The 18061-nt window shown below is 71.6% G+C and carries 13 protein-coding genes and 1 pseudogene; 4 read left to right on the top strand and 10 right to left on the bottom strand.

What is annotated here, in order from left to right:
• Positions 1-53 precede the first annotated feature (53 nt).
• From RV983_RS29590 to RV983_RS29565, 6 genes are all read right to left on the bottom strand, one after another.
• Complete coding sequence (locus RV983_RS29590) at positions 54-890, bottom strand: shikimate dehydrogenase (protein ID WP_475988757.1); 837 nt, start codon at positions 888-890, stop codon at positions 54-56.
• Positions 890-2653, bottom strand: a complete 1764-nt coding sequence (gene mltG / locus RV983_RS29585) for an endolytic transglycosylase MltG (RefSeq protein ID WP_475988756.1) — start codon at positions 2651-2653, stop codon at positions 890-892. Before mltG ends, RV983_RS29590 begins: the two co-directional genes overlap by 1 nt.
• A 131-nt stretch (positions 2654-2784) precedes the next feature.
• Complete coding sequence (ruvX, locus tag RV983_RS29580) at positions 2785-3258, bottom strand: Holliday junction resolvase RuvX (protein ID WP_475988755.1); 474 nt, start codon at positions 3256-3258, stop codon at positions 2785-2787.
• A complete protein-coding gene (gene alaS / locus RV983_RS29575; protein ID WP_475988754.1) occupies positions 3258-5927 on the bottom strand; it encodes an alanine--tRNA ligase in 2670 nt (889 codons plus the stop codon). The genes ruvX and alaS overlap by 1 nt, the downstream gene beginning before the upstream one ends.
• Positions 5927-6217, bottom strand: a complete 291-nt coding sequence (locus RV983_RS29570; RefSeq protein WP_475988753.1) for a DUF6167 family protein — start codon at positions 6215-6217, stop codon at positions 5927-5929. The genes alaS and RV983_RS29570 overlap by 1 nt, the downstream gene beginning before the upstream one ends.
• Positions 6218-6223: 6 nt before the next feature.
• Positions 6224-6646, bottom strand: coding sequence for a DUF948 domain-containing protein (locus tag RV983_RS29565; RefSeq protein ID WP_475988752.1), 423 nt, complete (start codon positions 6644-6646; stop codon positions 6224-6226).
• A 138-nt stretch (positions 6647-6784) separates the two neighbouring features.
• On the opposite strand from RV983_RS29565, the gene RV983_RS29560 reads away from it, so the two are divergent.
• Positions 6785-8959 (top strand): ATP-binding protein, encoded by a 2175-nt coding sequence (locus RV983_RS29560; protein ID WP_475988751.1) that lies wholly within the window; start codon positions 6785-6787, stop codon positions 8957-8959.
• A gap of 106 nt (positions 8960-9065) precedes the next feature.
• Here RV983_RS29560 and rpsD read toward each other — a convergent pair whose 3' ends face one another.
• Complete coding sequence (gene rpsD / locus RV983_RS29555) at positions 9066-9677, bottom strand: 30S ribosomal protein S4 (RefSeq protein WP_475988750.1); 612 nt, start codon at positions 9675-9677, stop codon at positions 9066-9068.
• A 199-nt stretch (positions 9678-9876) separates the two neighbouring features.
• Between rpsD and RV983_RS29550 the strand changes: the two are divergent.
• Positions 9877-10596: pseudogene (locus RV983_RS29550) on the top strand (DUF2470 domain-containing protein).
• Between the two features lie 32 nt (positions 10597-10628).
• On the opposite strand, the gene RV983_RS29545 reads toward RV983_RS29550, so the two are convergent.
• The 3 genes from RV983_RS29545 to RV983_RS29535 are packed head-to-tail and all read right to left on the bottom strand — an operon-like array spanning position 10629 to position 14514.
• Positions 10629-11978 (bottom strand): replication-associated recombination protein A, encoded by a 1350-nt coding sequence (locus RV983_RS29545; protein WP_475988749.1) that lies wholly within the window; start codon positions 11976-11978, stop codon positions 10629-10631.
• Between the two features lie 36 nt (positions 11979-12014).
• Complete coding sequence (locus RV983_RS29540; protein WP_475988748.1) at positions 12015-12662, bottom strand: vitamin K epoxide reductase family protein; 648 nt, start codon at positions 12660-12662, stop codon at positions 12015-12017.
• A gap of 46 nt (positions 12663-12708) precedes the next feature.
• Entirely contained in the window at positions 12709-14514 is a 1806-nt protein-coding gene (locus tag RV983_RS29535; RefSeq protein ID WP_475988747.1) for a glycoside hydrolase family 15 protein, read from the bottom strand.
• A gap of 100 nt (positions 14515-14614) precedes the next feature.
• Here RV983_RS29535 and RV983_RS29530 point away from each other — a divergent pair, with 100 nt between their 5' ends.
• Positions 14615-15421, top strand: a complete 807-nt coding sequence (locus RV983_RS29530) for an SAM-dependent methyltransferase (RefSeq protein WP_475988746.1) — start codon at positions 14615-14617, stop codon at positions 15419-15421.
• A 585-nt stretch (positions 15422-16006) separates the two neighbouring features.
• Complete coding sequence (locus RV983_RS29525) at positions 16007-17545, top strand: putative bifunctional diguanylate cyclase/phosphodiesterase (RefSeq protein ID WP_475988745.1); 1539 nt, start codon at positions 16007-16009, stop codon at positions 17543-17545.
• Positions 17546-18061 lie beyond the last annotated feature (516 nt).

Raw genomic sequence — 18061 nt, 5'->3', positions numbered from 1 at the left:
GAGGTCCGAGCACGGTCCGCCGAGCGGACACCGGGCGCCGCGGGTCCGGAGCCTCAGGAGCGGTGCAGCGCCGCCTCGCCCGCGGCCCGCATCGCCGCCAGGGGGGCGGGCCGGCGGCCGGTCATCAGCTCCACCTGGAGCACCGCCTGGTGCACGAGCAGGTCGAGCCCGCCCACCAGCGCTCCCCCGCGCGCGGACCACGCGGCGGCCAGTGCCGTCGGCCAGGGGTCGTACAGCACGTCGAACAGCGTGCCGGGCGCCTGCGGCACGGCCGCGGCGAGAGGGTCCGTGGTGCCGGCCGGGGTCGTGGCGACCACAAGGGGCGCGTCGAACGCGCGGTGCGCGTCCTCCCATGCGGCCGTGCGCACGGGCACGGCGAGCCGCTCGCCCCACTGCCGCATCTCGGCCGCGCGGGCCGCACTGCGCACGTAGGCGGTGACCTCGCCGTCGCAGATCTGCGCCAGCGCGGCCAAGGCGGAGGACGCCGTCGCGCCCGCTCCCAGGACCGCGGCCGTCGCCACCCGCTCGACCCCGCGTTCGCGCAGGGCCGCCACCATGCCGGGGATATCGGTGTTGTCGCCCGTGCGACGGCCGTCCTCGGCGAACACCAGCGTGTTCACGGCCTCCACCGACGCCGCCGCGTCGCTGATCCCGTCGAGCAGAGGGATCACGGCGCGCTTCAGCGGCATCGTCAGCGACAGCCCGGCCCAGCGCCCGCCGCCCCGCTCCAGTTCCTTCAGGAATCCGGGCAGGGCCTCCTCACCGACGTCGAACCGGTCGTACGTCCAGTCGTCCAGTCCCAGCGCCGCGTACGCGGCGCGGTGCAGCACGGGCGACAGGGAGTGGGCGATCGGCGATCCGAGGACCGCCGCCCGCTTACCGTCGGTCATCAACCGCCGTGCTCCCGCTGGTACTTGTTGAACTCCTCCACGTTCTTGTCGTGCTCGGCCGCGCTGTTGGTGAAGCGCGTGTCACCGGGCTTGACCGTCACGAAGAAGAGCCAGTTGCCCTTCGTCGGGTGCAGCGCCGCCTCGATCGCCTGGTGCCCGGGGTTGCCGATGGGCCCCGGCGGCAGGCCCTTGTGGTTGTACGTGTTGTACGGCGACGGGTCCTTGGTGTCGGCCGTCGACGTGTTGAGCGTGCTGCGACCCTTGGCGTAGTTGATCGTCGAGTCGAAGCCCAGGAACATGTCCTGGTCGAGGCGGTTGTAGATGACCCGCGAGACCTTGCCGAACTCGTCGTCCTCCTTCGCCTCGGCCTGTACCAGGCTGGCGATGGTGATGACCTCGTGCGGCGACATGCCGACCTTCTTCGCCTGCCCCTGGAGGTCGTCCTTCTCGTACTCCGCCGTCGCCTGCTTGACCATCTGCTTGAGCAGGTCCGCGGGCTTGGTGTCCTTGCCGATGCTGTAGCGGGAGGGGAAGAGGAATCCTTCCAGCGGGTCCTCTATGTCGGCCCCGTCGTCAGCCCACGAGGGCATGCCGAGCTTGTCGGACTCCGCCGCGGCGACCTTCTTGGTGGTGCCCTCGTCCAGTCCCAGCTTGGCGTCGATCGTCGCGTAGATCTGCGCGTCGCGCAGGCCCTCGGCGATGATCAGGACCTTCTGCGAATTGGGGTCGAGCATCATCTTGACGGCGCTGCCGGCGGACATCTCCTTCTTGAGGACGTACACGCCGGCCTGGATGAGCTTGCCCTTGGGGTTCTGGTTCGCGGCGGTGGTGAAGGCGTCGACGCTCTTGACCACGCCGGCCTTCTTGAGGATGTTGCCGATCTCGATGCCGCTGGCGCCCTGCGGGATCTCGACCTGCACCTCCCCGGCGCCCTGGCCCGCGAAGTCGGGGGCCGGCCCGAAATGCGACTGGTAGTACGAGTAGCCGAAGTACGTCACACCGGCCAGGCCGCCGCCGAGCACGACGAGCACGACCATGCAGGCCATGCCGCTGCGGCGCTTCTTGCCGCCGCCCTTGCCGGACTTGCCACCACGGCGGTCGCCGCGGCCGGAGGCCTGGTCGTCGCCGTCCTCGTCGTCGTCACCGCCGCCCGCGAAGAACGCGTGGTCGTCGGCGGCCTCCGTCTCGTCGTCCCACTCGGGACGGGACGGCTCCGGCTGCCGGCGCTGCGGTTGCGGGCGCTGGGGTTGCTGCGGCTGCGGGGCCTGCTGCGGCGGCGCCTGCTCGTACCCCTGCGGGGCCTGCTGCTGCTCCTGGTACCGCTGGTCCGGCGGCTGCGGGGGCGGGTAGCCGTTCTGGCCGTAGTAGTCGGGCTGCGGCTGTGCGCCGTAGGGGTCGCCGCCGTACCCCGCCGGGGTGCCCCAGGAGTCGTACTGCTGCTGGGCGTCGTACGGGTACTGCGGCTGCTGGCCGGTGCCCGCGTAGGGGTCCCAGCCGCCCTGCTGCTGGTACTGGGCCTGTTGCTGCTGTTGCTGTTGCTGCGGGTGGGGTTGTTGCTGCTGTTGCTGGGGATACTGCTGTTGCTGCTGGGAATGCTGCTGCGGGTACTGCTGTTGCTGCTGGGAATGCTGCTGCGGGTACTGCTGTTGCTGCTGCGGGTGGGGATGCTGCTGAGGCTGCTGCTGCTGGCCCCACTGATCACCGAAGAGAGGGTCTTCGGGGTGCCATGCTTCGGAGCCTGAGCTCCGGCCATAGTCAGTCATCGATCCCCTACGGTTCGGTTCGCGAGGCGGCAGCAGGCCGGCGCTTGTGACGCGGCCCAGGTCGGCCGGCCCTGGGCACCTCGGCTCCGCGGTGGAGCCGCTGTGTCGCGCGGAACGTTACCGTACCGCGATCAGATAAAAGGTTCGACGCTCTCTCCGGGAGCTTTCCCGGACACCCGTTCGGTCTCCAGGGCACTCTGCAGGATAACGACAGCGGCGGCCTGATCGACGACCGAACGTCCCTTCTTCGCCGTCACACCCGAAGCACGCAGTCCTTGGGTGGCGGTCACCGTGGTCATCCGCTCGTCCACCAGCCGCACCGGAACCGGCGAGATGATCTTAGCCACATCCTCGGCGAAGCCGCGTGCCTTGGCCGCGGCCGGCCCCTCCCGCCCGCTGAGCGAGCGGGGCAGGCCGACCAGGACTTCGATCGGCTCGTACTCCCCGACGATCTGGACGATGCGCCGGAGAGCGGCCGGGACGTCCCGGCCGGGCACCGTTTCGACCGGGGTGGCGAGGACCCCGTCGGGGTCGCACGAAGCGACCCCGATGCGGGCGTCCCCGACGTCGATCGCGATCCTGCGACCCCTGCGCATGAGCGACATCAGACCGTCTCGGCGACCAGACGCTGCACCGCGGCGACGGCGTCGCCGACGGCGTCGGCGTTCTGGCCACCGCCCTGGGCGACGTCCGGCTTGCCGCCGCCACCGCCGCCGAGGGTCTTGGCGGCGGCGCGGACCAGGTCGCCGGCCTTGAGGCCGCGCTCGCGGGCGGCCTCGTTGGTGGCGATCACGGTCAGCGGGCGGTCGCCTGCGACGGTGAACAGCGCCACGACGGCAGGGCGGCCGCCGGTGATCCGCTGGCGGACGTCCAGGACGAGCCTGCGCAGGTCGTCGGCGCTCGTGCCGTCCGGGACCTGACCGGTCACCACGGCGACACCCTTGACGTCCTGGGCGGACCCGGCGAGCCCGGCGGCGGCCTGAAGGACCTTCTCGGCGCGGAAGCGCTCGATCTCCTTCTCGGCCTCCTTGAGCTTGGCGAGCATGCTGGAGATCTTCTCCGGGAGCTCCTCCGGGCGGCCCTTGACCAGTTGCTGGAGCTGGGCGACTACCGTGTGCTCGCGAGCGAGGAAGTTGTACGCGTCCACGCCGACCAGCGCCTCGACACGGCGCACTCCGGAGCCGATCGAGGACTCGCCGAGCAGCTTCACCAGGCCCAGCTGGGCGGTGTTGCCGACGTGCGTGCCGCCGCACAGCTCCTTGGAGTAGTCGCCGATGGTCACGACGCGCACGCGCTCGCCGTACTTCTCGCCGAACTCGGCGATGGCGCCCGCCTTCTTGGCCTCGTCGATGCTCATGACCTCGGCCGTGACGTCGAGTTCACGGGAGAGCACGGCGTTGATCTTCTGCTCGACGTCCGTGAGCACGCTGCCCGGAACGGCGGCCGGCGAGCCGAAGTCGAAGCGGAAGCGGCCCGGGGAGTTCTCCGAGCCGGCCTGGGCGGCCGTGGGGCCGAGGGCGTCGCGCAGCGCCTGGTGGGTCAGGTGCGTGGCGCTGTGGGCGCGGGCGATGGCGCGGCGGCGACCCAGGTCGATCCTGGCCAGCACACCGGCTCCGACGGTGACCTCGCCGACCTGCACGCTGCCCTTGTGCACGGTGACGCCCGGCACGGGCTGCTGCACGTCGCGGATCTCGATGACGGCGCCGGAGTCGGTGCGGATGCGACCGGTGTCGGCGAGCTGGCCGCCGCCCTCGGCGTAGAAGGGGGTGCGGTCGAGGATGACCTCGACCTCGTCGCCCTCGTTGGCGGCGGGCGACGGCACGCCGTCCACCAGCAGGCCGACGACGGTGGCCTCGCCCTCGTTGTCGGTGTAGCCGGTGAACACGGTCGTGCCGGCGGCGTCGGCGACGGAACGGTAGGCCGACAGGTCGGCGTGGCCGCTCTTCTTCACCAGGGCGTCGGCCTTGGCGCGGTCCCGCTGCTCCTTCATCAGGCGGCGGAAGCCGTCCTCGTCCACCGACAGGCCCTGCTCGGAGGCCATTTCGAGGGTGAGGTCGATCGGGAAGCCCCATGTGTCGTGGAGCAGGAAGGCCTTGTCGCCGGGCAGCACGGAGGAGCCGGTGGCCTTGGTCTCGGTGACGGCCGTGTCAAGGATGTTCGTGCCGGCCTTCAGCGTCTTGAGGAAGGCGTTCTCCTCGGCGACGGCGACCGTCTCGATGCGCTTGCGGTCCTCGGCCAGCTCCGGGTACTGCTGCCCCATCGTCTTGATGACGGCGTCGACCAGCTCGAGGACGACGGGGTCGGTGGCGCCCAGCAGACGCATGTTGCGGATGGCGCGGCGCATGATGCGGCGCAGCACATAGCCGCGGCCCTCGTTGCCGGGGGTGACGCCGTCACCGATGAGCATGACGGACGTGCGCATGTGGTCGGCGACCACGCGCAGCGAGACGTCGGACTCGTGGGCGGCACCATAGGCGACGCCGGTGAGCTCGGTGGCCTTGTCGATGACGACGCGCAAGGTGTCGGTCTCGTACATGTTCCGCACGTCCTGCAGGATCATGGCGAGACGCTCGAGGCCGAGGCCGGTGTCGATGTTCTTGGCGGGCAGGTCGCCGAGGATCGGGAACTCCTCCTTGCCGGTGCCCTCCCCGCGCTCGTACTGCATGAAGACCAGGTTCCAGATCTCCACGTACCGCTCGTCGTTGACGGCCGGGCCGCCCTCGACACCGAACTCGGGACCGCGGTCGTAGTTGATCTCGGAGCAAGGACCGCAGGGACCCGGGACGCCCATGGACCAGAAGTTGTCCTTCATGCCCAGGCGCTGGATGCGCTCGGCGGGCACGCCCACGACGTCGCGCCAGATCTGCTCGGCCTCGTCGTCGTCCTTGTAGACGGTGATCCACAGCCGTTCGGGGTCGAGCCCGTAGCCGCCGTCCGCCACGGAGCCGGTGAGCAGCTCCCAGGCGAACTTGATGGCGCCTTCCTTGAAGTAGTCGCCGAACGAGAAGTTGCCGCACATCTGGAAGAACGTGCCGTGGCGCGTGGTCTTGCCGACCTCTTCGATGTCGGGCGTGCGGACGCACTTCTGCACGCTGGTGGCGCGCGGGAAGGGCGGCTTGACCTCTCCCAGGAAGTACGGCTTGAACGGGACCATGCCCGCGGGCACCAGAAGGAGGGTCGGGTCGTCGGCGATGAGCGACGCCGACGGCACGACGGTGTGACCGCGCTCCTCGAAGAAGCGCAGCCAGCGGCGGCGGATTTCTGCCGACTCCATCAGTGATCGTCCTTCCGGTGGTGGTACGCGATAGCCGGCCGCTGTGCCGGCATATCGAGATCGGGGGCCGTGCGGCCCAGTTGGTCGTTGAGCTGGTCCTCGCGCTCGGCCATGCCGGCGCGGACGTCCTTCGCGAAGGTGCGCAACCGGCCCCCGGCCTCCAGTGCCTTGTCGGCCGCCTTCGCGGCGAGGCTCTCCGGGGTCAGGCCGCGGATCGTGCGGTGGACCTTGGTCGTGGCCCAGACTCCGGCGGCGGCACCGGCGGTGAACCAGAAGGCACGGCGGAACATGGCAGGTCAGCCCCTCGACTTACGGCTACGGGCGGACGGGAGCGTCCGGCCGAGGACCACGGTGCGCTTCTTGGCGGCGCCCTTGGTCTGCAGGTTGACCGCGCGTCGCACCCCGTAGCCGAAGGCCGCGACCTTCACCAGGGGGCCGCCGAACGTGGAGGCGACGGTCGTGGAGAGCGCGGAGGCATTGGCGGTCACCTCGGCGACGTCGGAGGTGATGGTGTCCACGCGGGCCAGCTGCGCGTGCGCGGAGCGCACGGCCTCGGAGGCCTCGCCGAGCAGCGGCACGGCCCGGTCGGTCACGTCCGCGACCAGCCGGGTGGCCTGCCGGAGCGCCTGGGCGAGTCGCACCAGTGCCACGGCGAGGAACGACACCAGGATCGCCCAGAAGACCGCCACGATGAGGCCGGCCACCTCTCCACCGGACACGTTGCTGCTCCCTCGGATCGCCACTCCAACCAGGTAACGACCTTATCGTGACGGGCCCCGCACTCCGTACCGCGTTGCCGTCCGGCGGCACCGCTCAGACTGTACGTTCCGCTTATTTGACGATACCCTCCGTGACCCATGCACCATGAGAGGACGCCCGGCAACCTGCCGGGCGAGCTGAACCACTTCGTCGGCCGGCGGCATGAACTGGGCGAGGTGAACCGCCTGCTGGGCAAGGCCCGGCTGGTGACGCTGACGGGGGTCGGCGGGGTCGGCAAGACCCGTCTCGCGCTGCGCGCGGCGGCGTCGGCGCGGGGTTTCGGCGGAGGCGCCTGGCTGGCGGAACTCGGCGCGGTCCGTGATCCGGGGCTGGTGGACCACGCGGTCGCCGCGGCCCTCGACCTGACCGACCACACGATGCGCGGCCCGCGGGCCGCGCTCGTCGGTTTTCTGGCCGGCCGCGAGCTGCTGCTCGTCCTGGACTGCTGCGAGGGGCAGGTGGAGGCCGCTGCCGACCTCGCCGAGGCGCTGCTGCGGCAGGCGCCGGGTCTGCGGGTGCTGGCCACGAGCCGGCAGCCGCTCGGGGTACAGGGCGAGCACGTGCTGTCCCTGGAACCCCTGGCCGATCCGCACGAGGCGGTGGAGTTGTTCGCGGAGCGGGCGGCCGCCGCGCAGCCGGGGTTCACGGTGGACGCCGGCAACCGCCCCGAGGTCGAGGAACTGTGCCGGCGGCTGGACGGCATCCCGCTCGCGCTCGAACTGGCGGCGGGCCGGTTGCGGGCGCTGTCGGTGCGGCAGATCACCGGACGGCTGGACGACCGCTTCCGATTGCTGACCCGGCGCGGCTTCGGCGGTCCCGAGCGGCACCGCGCGCTGCGCACCGCGATCGGGTGGAGCCACGAGTTGTGCACCCCGCGCGAACGCCTGCTCTGGGCGCGGCTGTCGGTCTTCGCGGGCGACTTCGACCTGGAGGCCGCGGAGTACGTGTGCGCCGGTGCGGAGGTGCCGGCCGAGGCCATGGTCGACGCACTGGCCGACCTGGTGGACAAGTCGGTGGTGCTGCGCCGTGAGGCGGCGGGCGTGGTCCGCTACCTGCTACTGGACACGGTGCGCGAGTACGGGCTCGGGTGGCTGCGCGAACTGGGCGAGGAGCGGCGGCTGCGGGGCCGGCACCGTGACTGGTACCTGGGCTTCGCCACCTGGGGCGAGATGGAGTGGTTCAGCGCCCGGCAGGCGGAGGTGTCGTCGAGCACCGAGCGCGAACTGGCCAATCTGCGGGCCGCGCTGGAGTTCTCGCTGGGGGCCCCGGAGGAGTTCCGCACGGGTCAGTACCTCGCGGCGAGCCTGTGGTTCTTCTGGGTCGGCTGCGGCCGGCTCGCCGAGGGGCGCTACTGGCTGGAGCGCGCGCTGACGGCCGACTCCTCGCCGACCGGGCAGCGCGCGAAGGCGCTGTGGGTGTGCGGCTATGTCTCGATGCTCCAGGGGGACGGGACGGCGGCGCTCGGGATGCTCTACGAGTGCCGCGCACAGGCGCTGGAGACGGGGAACGCGGCCGCGGTCGCGTACGCGGTGCACCGGATGGGCTGCGGGGCGCTGCTCAGCGACGACCTCCCGCGGGCGAAGGCGCTGTTCGAGGAGGCGCTGGGCCACTACCGGACGCTGGGCGAACTCAACAGCAACGTCATCATGGCCGAGGTCGAACTCGCCATGGCGGTGGCCTTCCAGGGCGATCTGGAGGGCGGGATCGAGCTGTGCGAGCGCATCCGGGAGACCTGCGAGGACCACGGGGAGCGCTGGGCGCTGGCGTACGCGCTGTACACGCGGGCCGTCATCGCCTGGTGGCAGGAGGACCCGTGCCTGGCCGCGGAGCTCGCGGCGGAGTGCGTGCGGATCAACCACGCCTTCCGCGACCTGGTCGGCATCGTGCTGGGCATCGAGCTGCTGGCGGCGCTGACGGCCTCGCACGACGCCCAGGAGGCGGCGGTCCTCCAGGGGGCCGCGGGCAGCATCTGGGACGCGGTGGGCCTGCCGGTCTTCGGTTCGCGCTACTTCGGCATCCCGCACAGCCGCTGCGAGGAGCTCAGCCGTGCGGAACTGGGGCGCGCCGGCTACGAACGGGCCTTCACGGAGGGCGGCGCCCTGGATCTGGACTCAGCCGTGTCCCGCGCCCTCGACGGGCGGCCGCCGGCCCGCGCAAACAGCAACCGCCGACCCCGGGGCCCGGCTCCGGTGGGGGACTCCGCCAGGCCGGACGCCCGGCCGGTGAGCGGCTGTCACCGGGGTGCCGCACGCCCGCGCTCGGCGCCTGACTGACGCCGTTCCCGGCGGGCGGCGTCCGCCGGGAACGGCGAAGGCCCGCCGCGCACGCCCCGAGGGGCTGTGCGCGGCGGGCCTTCGTACGCCGTGCCGGAGGCCGGTGTCAGCGCGCGTAGTACTCGACGACGAGCTGCTCGTCGCAGATCACGGGGACCTCACGACGGTTCGGCAGACGGTCGAGACGGAACGCCAGCGCCTGCAGGTTGACCTGCAGGTACTTCGGGGTCTCGCCCTCGCCGGCCCAGCCGCCCTCACGGGCGACCTGGAACGGGGTCTTGGCGCGGGAGCGCTCGCGGACCATGACGACGTCGTCCGGGGTCACGCGGAAGGACGGCTTGTCGACCTTGTGGCCGTTGACCTCGATGTGGCCGTGGACGACCATCTGGCGGGACTGGTAGATGGTGCGGGCCAGGCCGGAGCGCAGGACGAGGGCGTCCAGGCGGCGCTCGAGCTCGACGATCAGGGCCTCACCGGTCTTGCCGCTGACCTTGCGGGCGCGGTCGTAGGCGCGGGCCATCTGGCGCTCGGAGATGTCGTACTGGGCGCGCAGGCGCTGCTTCTCGAGCAGACGGACCTTGTAGTCACTGTTCTGCTTGCGGCCGCGGCCGTGCTCGCCCGGCGGGTAGGGACGGGCCTCGAAGTACTTGACAGCCTTCGGCGTCAGGGCGATGCCGAGGGCACGCGACTTCTTGACCTTGGGACGCGACTGGTTCACGTTTCCCGGACCTCCATGTAAGTTAGGTTAGCCTTACCTTAGCGAAGGAGATCGTATGTCTCGCCCTGGGAACACCACGCGCATCACAGACGTTGCCAACGCCACACAGGGCGCCGTCGACGCCTCAGCAGGCGCCGACTTGACGGAGGTCCGATCAGCTCATGGTCAGCCGCGTCCCAGCGGGCATGAAATCGCCCGGCTGCCGTCAGCAGCCGAACGCACACGAACTCTCGTACAGAGTACCGCCTCCGCGGTACTGGTCGTTCCAGGTCTCCCCGTGGACCGTCCGGAGTCGATGATTCCGCTGGAACGCATCGTGGGCACCGACGGTGACCTCTTCCTGCTGTTCCCCGCCGATTCCCCGGCCGTCCGGGCCGCCATGCACGCCGAGGCCGACGAGCTGACCGCTGTACTGGAGATCACCGACGTGGCTCCCGTGGCGGTGCGCGGACGCCTCCGCGGGCGGGCCAGGATCGCGGGGTGGCTCACGGCGGCCCGCGGCCTGCCGGCCCCCACTGGGCGGGTCCGGCTGCGCCTGGAGGTCGGCGAGGCGTCGCTGGACGACCTGTGGGGCGCGGGACAGGTCGAGCCCGAGGACTTCGCCGCGGCCGAGGCCGACCCGCTGATCACCCACGAGGCGGAACTGCTGCAGCACCTGGCCGCGGCCCACGCCGCCCAGGTGGCCTGGCTGTGCGCGCCGGCCGCGGACGCGTCCGGCTGCCACGGGCGCCCACCGAGGCGGTGCCGCCGGCGCTCGACCGGTTCGGGCTGCGGGTGCGCTTCACCGGGGAGGAGGGCACCTTCGACGCCCGGTTCGAGTTTCCCCGAACCGGTGCGCGGCCACCAGGGGCTGCACCGGGCGATGCACGCGCTGTTCGACGCCGCCGAGAAGGCGGCAGCCAGGCGGCAGGACCGCTGACCGGCCGCCGTCAGCCGCCTCGCCCACCCCTGCTACTCCCCCGCGAGCCGCTCCCGGACCCGGTCCAGGACGTCGGCGTAGCGTGCCTCCGCGCCGTGGCGCGTGGGCTCGTAGTAGTGCGTGCCGTGGATGTCGTCCGGGGCGTACTGCTGGGCGGCGATGCCGCCGGGCAGGTCGTGCGGGTACAGGTAACCCTTTCCGTGGCCGAGTTTGGTGGCGCCCTTGTAGTGGCTGTCGCGCAGATGCGCCGGGATCGGCCCGGTCTTCCCCGCCCGGACGTCCGCGAGCGCCGCGCCTATGGCCGTGGTCGCGGAGTTGGACTTGGGCGCGAGGGCCAGCGCGATGGTGGCGTGGCTGAGGGTCAGCGCCGCCTCGGGGAAGCCGATCATCGCCACCGCCTGGGCGGCGGCGACCGCCGTCTGCAGGGCGGTCGGGTCGGCGAGGCCGATGTCCTCGCTCGCCGAGATCATCAGCCGGCGCGCGATGAACCGCGGGTCCTCCCCCGCCTCGATCATGCGCGCCAGGTAGTGCAGCGCCGCGTCCACGTCGGAGCCGCGGATGGATTTGATCAGGGCGCTGGCCACGTCGTAGTGCTGGTCGCCGTCCCGGTCGTACCGCACCGCGGCACGGTCGACGGACTCTTCCAGCGTGACCAGGGAGATCTCCGCCTCGCCCTTGGCGAGGGCCGCACCCGCGCCGGCCTCCAGCGCGGTCAGCGCCCGGCGCGCGTCGCCGCCGGCGATGCGCAGCAGGTGGGACTCGGCCTCCTCGGACAAGGTGACCGAGCCCCTCAGGCCGCGCTCGTCATCGAGGGCGCGCCGCACGAGGCCGCGCAGGTCGTCGTCGGTGAGGGACTCCAGGGTGAGCAGCAGTGACCGCGACAGCAGCGGCGAGATGATCGAGAAATACGGGTTCTCGGTGGTCGCCGCGATCAGGGTGACCCAGCGGTTCTCGACGGCGGGCAGCAGGGAGTCCTGCTGCGCCTTGCTGAAGCGGTGGATCTCGTCGAGGAACAGGACGGTGTCCCGGCCGTAGCCGCCGGACTCGCGCTTGGCGCTCTCGATGACCGCGCGGACCTCCTTGACGCCCGCGGTGATCGCCGAGAGCTCGACGAAGCGCTTGTTGGTGGCGTGGCTCACCACGTACGCCAGCGTCGTCTTGCCGATGCCGGGCGGCCCCCACAGGATCACCGAGGAGGGGCCCGCCGGGCCGCCGCCGCCCTCGCCGACCAGTCGGCGGAGCGGGGAGCCGGGGCGGAGCAGATGCCCCTGCCCCACGACCTCGTCCAGGGTGCGCGGACGCATCCGTACGGCGAGGGGACTGCCTCCCGGCTCCCTCGACTGACGTTCCTCTGCGGCGGCGGTGAACAGGTCGGGCTCCACGGCAAGGAAGCCTATGTCACCGCACTGACACCCAGGTCAGATCAGGGTGCTCCAGTACGACCACCAGCGGGTCAGGATCAGCAGGATGATCGCGCCGTACCAGAGCACGGGGATGACCCAGTGGAACTCGAGCACGGCGTTGCGCAGTGCCGCGGGCGCCGGGATGATCTCGTTCTTCAGGTTGTGCACGAGGGTGTACCAGAACAGCGCGATCGTGACGACCCAGGCCAGCGAGCACCACAGGCACAGCGAACCGATGTTGTAGAGCGACTGGTACTGCAGCCACGTGACGAAGCCGACACCGAAGAGCGTGCCGGCCTGCAGGCCCAGCCAGAACCAGCGGCCGTAGCGGGCCCCGGCGAGAATGCCCATGCCGATGGCGATGACCACCGGGTAGGCCACCATGCCGATCATCGGGTTGGGGAAGCCGAAGGCGTGCGCCTGCTCGCTCTTCATGATGTTGCCGCAGGAGATGATCGGGTTCAGGCTGCAGCCGGGGACGAAGTTCGGGTCCTCCAGCAGCTTGAACTTGTCGATCGTGATGACCCAGGAGGCGAGCAGGCCGAGGGCGCCGCAGATCACGAGCAGCCAGGTGTACGCCCTGCCTGCTCCGATGCGGTCCTGGCCGGGCTCCTCCAGGTGCCCGCCGTCCGTGCGGGTCGTGTCAACCGCCGAAGTCACCATGTCGCCGTTCCGTTGGTCGGGAATCTGCCGCACTGCCCAACGCGCCTCATGTGCGGGAAGTGCCGGGTTCCATGGTGCCGTGTCCCCCGTACGAGGGACAACGAGACAAAGTGAACGCCGTGTTGACGAGCGCTACGTGTGTGAACGCCTGCGGAGTGTTACCGAGATGCCGGGCGGTGAGCGGGTCCCACTCCTCAGGAAGCAGTCCCAGATCGTTGGCGCTGTCCAGGACGCGGGCGAACAGCACCCGGGCTTCGTCCTCCCGCCCCAGCGCGGCCAGGGCGTCGGCGAGCCAGAAGGAGCACGCCAGGAAGGCCCCCTCCGGTCCCGGGACGCCGTCGGGGCCTGTGTAGCGGCGGACGAAGCCGTGCAGGTCGAGCTCGTCGCGCACGGCGTCGACGGTGCGGGTCACCCGCGGGTCGCCGGGCGGCAGGAAGCCGGTCTTGACGATGAACAGCGTCGCCGCGTCGAGGGCCCGGCCACCGTAGTGCTGGACGAAGACCCCGCGCCGCGCGTCGTAGCCGTTGGCGCAGACGTCGGCGTGGATGGTGTCGCGCAGCTCCCGCCAGCGCTCCACGGGCGCGGGCAGCCCTGTCGCCTCGGCCATGCGCACGGCCCGGTCGGCGGCGACCCAGGACATCACCTTGGAGTGGACGAAGTGCCGGCGGCCGCCGCGCACCTCCCACAGCCCCTCGTCCGGCTCGCGCCAGTGCCCCTCCAGGTGCGTCAGCATCCTGCGCAGGAACGCCCACACCTGGCGCTCCATGGGGATGCCGGCCCGCAGCGCCAGGTGCAGGGTGTCGACGACCTCGCCGTACACGTCGAGCTGGAACTGGCCGACCGCGGCATTGCCGAGCCGGACCGGGCCCGAGCCCTCGTAGCCGGGGAACCAGTCGGCGTGGGTCTCGGGCAGATGGCGCTCCCCCGCCACGCCGTAGAGGCTGCGCAGGTCGCCCGGATCGCCGGCGATCGCCCGCAGCAGCCACTGGCGCCAGGCCGCGGCCTCCTCGCTGAAGCCGCCGCGCAGCAGGGCGGACAGGGTCATGCTGGAGTCGCGCAGCCAGCAGAAGCGGTAGTCCCAGTTGCGGACTCCGCCGATGCGCTCGGGCAGCGAGGTGGTGGGGGCGGCGACGATGCCCCCGGTGGGCTGGTAGGCCAGGGCCTTGAGGGTGATCAGCGAGCGCAGCACGGCGTCGGGGTAGTCGCCCGCGTAGCGGAATCCGGCGGCCCAGTCCTGCCAGCGTGCGGCGGTCCTGCGTAGCGCGGCCTCCGGGTCGGTGCGGTGCGAGGTGCTCAGGTGCGAGGGCTGCCAGGTGAGCACGAAGGGCACGCGCTGCCCGGCCTCCACGGTGACGTCGGAGCGGGTGCAGCCGTCGGAGCCGTACGTGTGCACGCCGGGGGTCGCCCGCAGCCAGGCCGAGTCGGGGCCCGCGACGGCGACACGGTGGTGCCCGGTGCGCCGCACCCAGGGCGCGGTGCGGCCGTAGTTGAAGCGCAGGCGCAGCTCGCTGCGCATGTCCACGGTGCCGCTGAGCCCCTCCACGATGCGGATGAGGTGCGGCGCCCGCTCGCGCTGGGGCATGAAGTCGATCACCTTGGCGGCGCCGTGGGGGGTGCGCCAGAACGTCTCCAGCACCAGGGTGCCGGCGCGGTAGGCGCGTCTCTCGCACTGCCCGCCCTCCACCGGGGCCAGCCGCCAGTTGCCGTGGCGGTCGTCGCCCAGGAGGGCGGCGAAGCAGCTCGGGGAGTCGAATCGGGGCAGGCAGAGCCAGTCGACGGAGCCGTCCCGGCCGACGAGCGCGGCCGTCTGGAGATCCCCGATGAGTCCGTAGTCCTCGATGAGCCCGCTCATAGTGAACCGATCACTGCGAGAATGCGTACATATTAGACATTAAGGATTTTAGGCTGATCCGGGGAGCCGGGGCCTCCCCTCGGCTCGGGAGAGGTGCACGATGCAACGTCCGGAATGGGTGCCGGCCGGGACCGACGTGGAGACTCCCAACGCCGCCCGGGTCTACGACTACTACCTGGGCGGGTCGCACAATTTCGCGGCCGACCGCGACATGGCCCGCGAGGCTCTGGCGCTCTGGCCCGACCTCCCGGAGATCATGCGCGCCAACCGCGCGTTCCTGCGCCGCTCGGTGCAGTTCGTCGCGGCGCAGGGCGTGAGCCGCTTCATCGACCTCGGGTCGGGCATCCCGACCTACGGCGCCGTCCACGAGGTGGCGCGCCCGGTCCGCCCGGACACGCGGGTGGTGTACGTCGACGACGACCCGATCGCCGTGGCGCACAGTCGGCTGATGCTCAAGGGCGACCCGCGCTGCGCCATGGTGGCGGCCGATATGACCGACCCCGTCGACCTGCTGTCCCGGCCCGAGATCGACGACCTGCTGCGGCCGGGCGAACCGGTCGCCGTGCTCCTCGTCGCCGTCCTGCACTTCGTCCCGGACTCGGCCGCCCCCGCCAAGATCGTGGCCACGCTGCGGGAGGCCATGCCCCCCGGCAGCTATCTGGTGCTCTCGCACGCCTCCCAGGAGTCGCGCCCCGAGCAGGCCGCGCCCCTGGAGGCGCTCTACGCCCGGACCCCGACCCCGCTGACCATGCGCACGCGGCAGCAGGTGGCGACGTTCTTCGAGGGCTTCGAGATGGTCGACCCCGGCATCGTGTGGCTGACCGAGTGGCACCCGGACGACCCGGAGTCGGTCGGCCCGCACCCCGAGCGGCTGTCGGGCCTGACCGGAGTGGGGATACGGCCGTGACGGGGCCGCTGACCCCCGTGGGCACCCGCGACTTCACCGAGGCCTGGTACCGGCTGCTCCGCTCCGGCCAGGGACTGGCCCTGCCCCCGGCGACGCTGGCCCATGTGGCCGGCAGCACCGCGGAACTGCTGCGCCGCTCGCTGGCCGGGACCGCCGCGGACACCCCGCTGGCCGAGGAGGCCGCGGCGCTGCTGGTGGACGCCCACTTCACCGATCCCGAGATCCTCGCGCACGCCGTCGCGCTGCTGCACACCCAGCGCGCCGCCCCGGGCCGCGTGGCGGCCGTCTCCGGGGTGTTCGCCGCCGGCTGGGCGACGGCCCTGCGGGAGCGGACGCTGCGCGAGCAGGAGTCGATCCAGCGCGCCGCGTTCGACGCCCGCGAGGAGGCCGAGCGGGCCTGGCGCGCCTCGGAGGCCCGGTTCCGCGCACTGTTCGAGCACGCCGCCATCGGCATCGGCATGGCCGATGTGAACGGCACGATCCTGCAGGTCAACCGGGCGTTGCGGGAGCTGTTCGGGACCCGGTCCGAGGATCTGCGGGGCCGAGCGGGTCACCGACCTGGTGCATCCGGAGGACGCACCAGGGGTGTGGGAGGCGTACGAGGACCTGGTGCAGGGGCGGCGGGACCGCTTCACCTGCGACAAGCCGTACTACCGGCGCGACGGCGAGGTGGTCTGGACGCATCTGACGGTCTCGCTGATCCGCGGTGAGAACGGCGAGCCCCGCTACCAGGTGGCGATGGTGGAGGACATCACCGACCGGTACCGCCTCCAGGAGCGGCTGCGGCACCAGGCGACCCACGATCCGCTCACCGGACTGCCGAACCGGGCGGCCTTCTTCGACCGTCTGGAGGCCCTGTTCGAGGAGCCGCGGCCGGATGCCCGCTTCGGCCTGTGCTACGTCGACCTGGACGGCTTCAAGGTCGTCAACGACAGCCTGGGCCACGAGACCGGGGACCTGCTGCTCTCGGCGGTGGCCGAGCGCCTGGACTCGGCGCTCACCCCGCTGGGGCACCTGGTGGCCCGGCTCGGCGGCGACGAGTTCGTGGTGCTGCTGGAGGACTGCCGGGGCGAGGAGGAGGCGGTGGCCGTCGCCAGGCTCGTCCTGACGACGCTGGCCAGGCCGTTCCTGATCGCCGGTCACAAACTCGCCATCGGCGCCAGTGTGGGCGTCCTGGCGCGCGCGGTGGCGACGACCACGCCGGGCGCCGCGGTGCGCGCGGCCGATCTGACGCTGTACCGGTCGAAGGAGTCCGGCCGCGGACGGTGGACGCTGTTCGACCCGACGCAGAACGCGCGCGCGGTGAGCCGGTACGCGATCTCCGTCCGGCTGCCGGTGGCTCTCGACCGCGGTGAGTTCTTCGTGGACTACCAGCCGTTGTGCGCGCTGTCCGACGGCAGCCTGGCCGCGGTCGAGGCACTGGTGCGCTGGCGCCATCCGCAGTTCGGGGTGCTGGGCCCGGACGAGTTCGTGGCGACGGCCGAGGAGACCGGGCTGATCATGCCGCTGGGACGGTGGATCCTGGAGCGGGCGATCGGCCAGGCCGCGGAGTGGGTGCGCCGGTTCGGGGACGCGGCACCGCAGATCAATGTGAACCTGGCGGTGCGTCAGGCGCGCAACCCGGGCCTGGTGAACGACATCACGCGGATCCTGGACAACAGCGGCCTCGACCCCCGCCGGCTGCAGCTGGAGATCACCGAGAGCGCGGTCATCGGCCCGGAGGACGAGTCGCTGCGGGCCCTGCAGGCACTCGCCGACGCCGGCGTGTCGCTGGCGGTGGACGACTTCGGCACCGGCTGGTCGAACCTCTCCTATCTGCGGAACCTCCCGGTGTCCGGGCTGAAGATCGCGGGTGCCTTCGTGTCGGACACCCACGAGGACGGCTCGGAGGAGCCGCTGGGCTGGCGGATCGTCGGGGGGCTGGTGTCGCTGGCGCACGCGCTGGGCCTGACCGTCACCGCGGAGGGTGTGGAGACCCCGCAGCACGCGCGGTGGCTGCGCTCGCTGGGCTGCGACTGGGGGCAGGGGTGGTACTTCGGCCGGCCCGTGGCGCCGGAGGAAATCGCCCGGAGAATCACCGAAGGTGACTCTGTGTACCCCATCGGCAAAAGCGAGGCAAAGTAAGGGCCGAAATCTTGACTCTGCGTGAGGGCCGCGAGTTAGATGAAGTTCCAGAGGCGATTCATCCGGATCACCAAGGTTCACGGTAGTTCAGCGTGAGATACGGCGATTGCCCTCTCGGTGATTCCGGTGTTCCCGCCTCGTGTCGACGCTCCGGCGTCCTGGATCGCATACACCGCCCACACCCGTCATGGACCCCTCTCATGACAGATCCCGTCACCGGCACCACCGCGCGGACCGCCCGCCTCGCGGAAGTCTCCGCCGGCAGATCCGGGCCCAGCGAACGACGGTTCCCGGCCCTCGCCGGGACACCGAACCAGGAACTTCCCCGCCCGGGCGGACACCCAGGCACCGCCTGGGCATCGCCCACGGCGGGGAAGCGATGAGCGGCGCCGACCGGCGCGCCCGAGCAGCCTGCCCCTGCCCCGTCGCCCGTGACTCGCTCTACACCCCTGCCCGTGTCGTCGAACCGCATCCGACCGTCCCCGGCGAACTCCACTCGCCGGGTGGAACGGGTCC

This window comes from Streptomyces sp. RLA123, from assembly GCF_056270165.1.
This window is presented reverse-complemented; position numbering and strand designations above follow the sequence as displayed.

Excerpts from the sequence above, each read along its gene's own strand:
- RV983_RS29590 (WP_475988757.1), bottom strand. The coding sequence starts at position 890 with ATGACCGACGGTAAGCGGGCGGCGGTCCTCGGATCGCCGATCGCCCAC.
- mltG (WP_475988756.1), bottom strand. The coding sequence starts at position 2,653 with ATGACTGACTATGGCCGGAGCTCAGGCTCCGAAGCATGGCACCCCGAA.
- ruvX (WP_475988755.1), bottom strand. The coding sequence starts at position 3,258 with ATGTCGCTCATGCGCAGGGGTCGCAGGATCGCGATCGACGTCGGGGAC.
- alaS (WP_475988754.1), bottom strand. The coding sequence starts at position 5,927 with ATGGAGTCGGCAGAAATCCGCCGCCGCTGGCTGCGCTTCTTCGAGGAG.
- RV983_RS29570 (WP_475988753.1), bottom strand. The coding sequence starts at position 6,217 with ATGTTCCGCCGTGCCTTCTGGTTCACCGCCGGTGCCGCCGCCGGAGTC.
- RV983_RS29560 (WP_475988751.1), top strand. The coding sequence starts at position 6,785 with ATGCACCATGAGAGGACGCCCGGCAACCTGCCGGGCGAGCTGAACCAC.
- RV983_RS29540 (WP_475988748.1), bottom strand. The coding sequence starts at position 12,662 with ATGGTGACTTCGGCGGTTGACACGACCCGCACGGACGGCGGGCACCTG.
- RV983_RS29535 (WP_475988747.1), bottom strand. The coding sequence starts at position 14,514 with ATGAGCGGGCTCATCGAGGACTACGGACTCATCGGGGATCTCCAGACG.
- RV983_RS29530 (WP_475988746.1), top strand. The coding sequence starts at position 14,615 with ATGCAACGTCCGGAATGGGTGCCGGCCGGGACCGACGTGGAGACTCCC.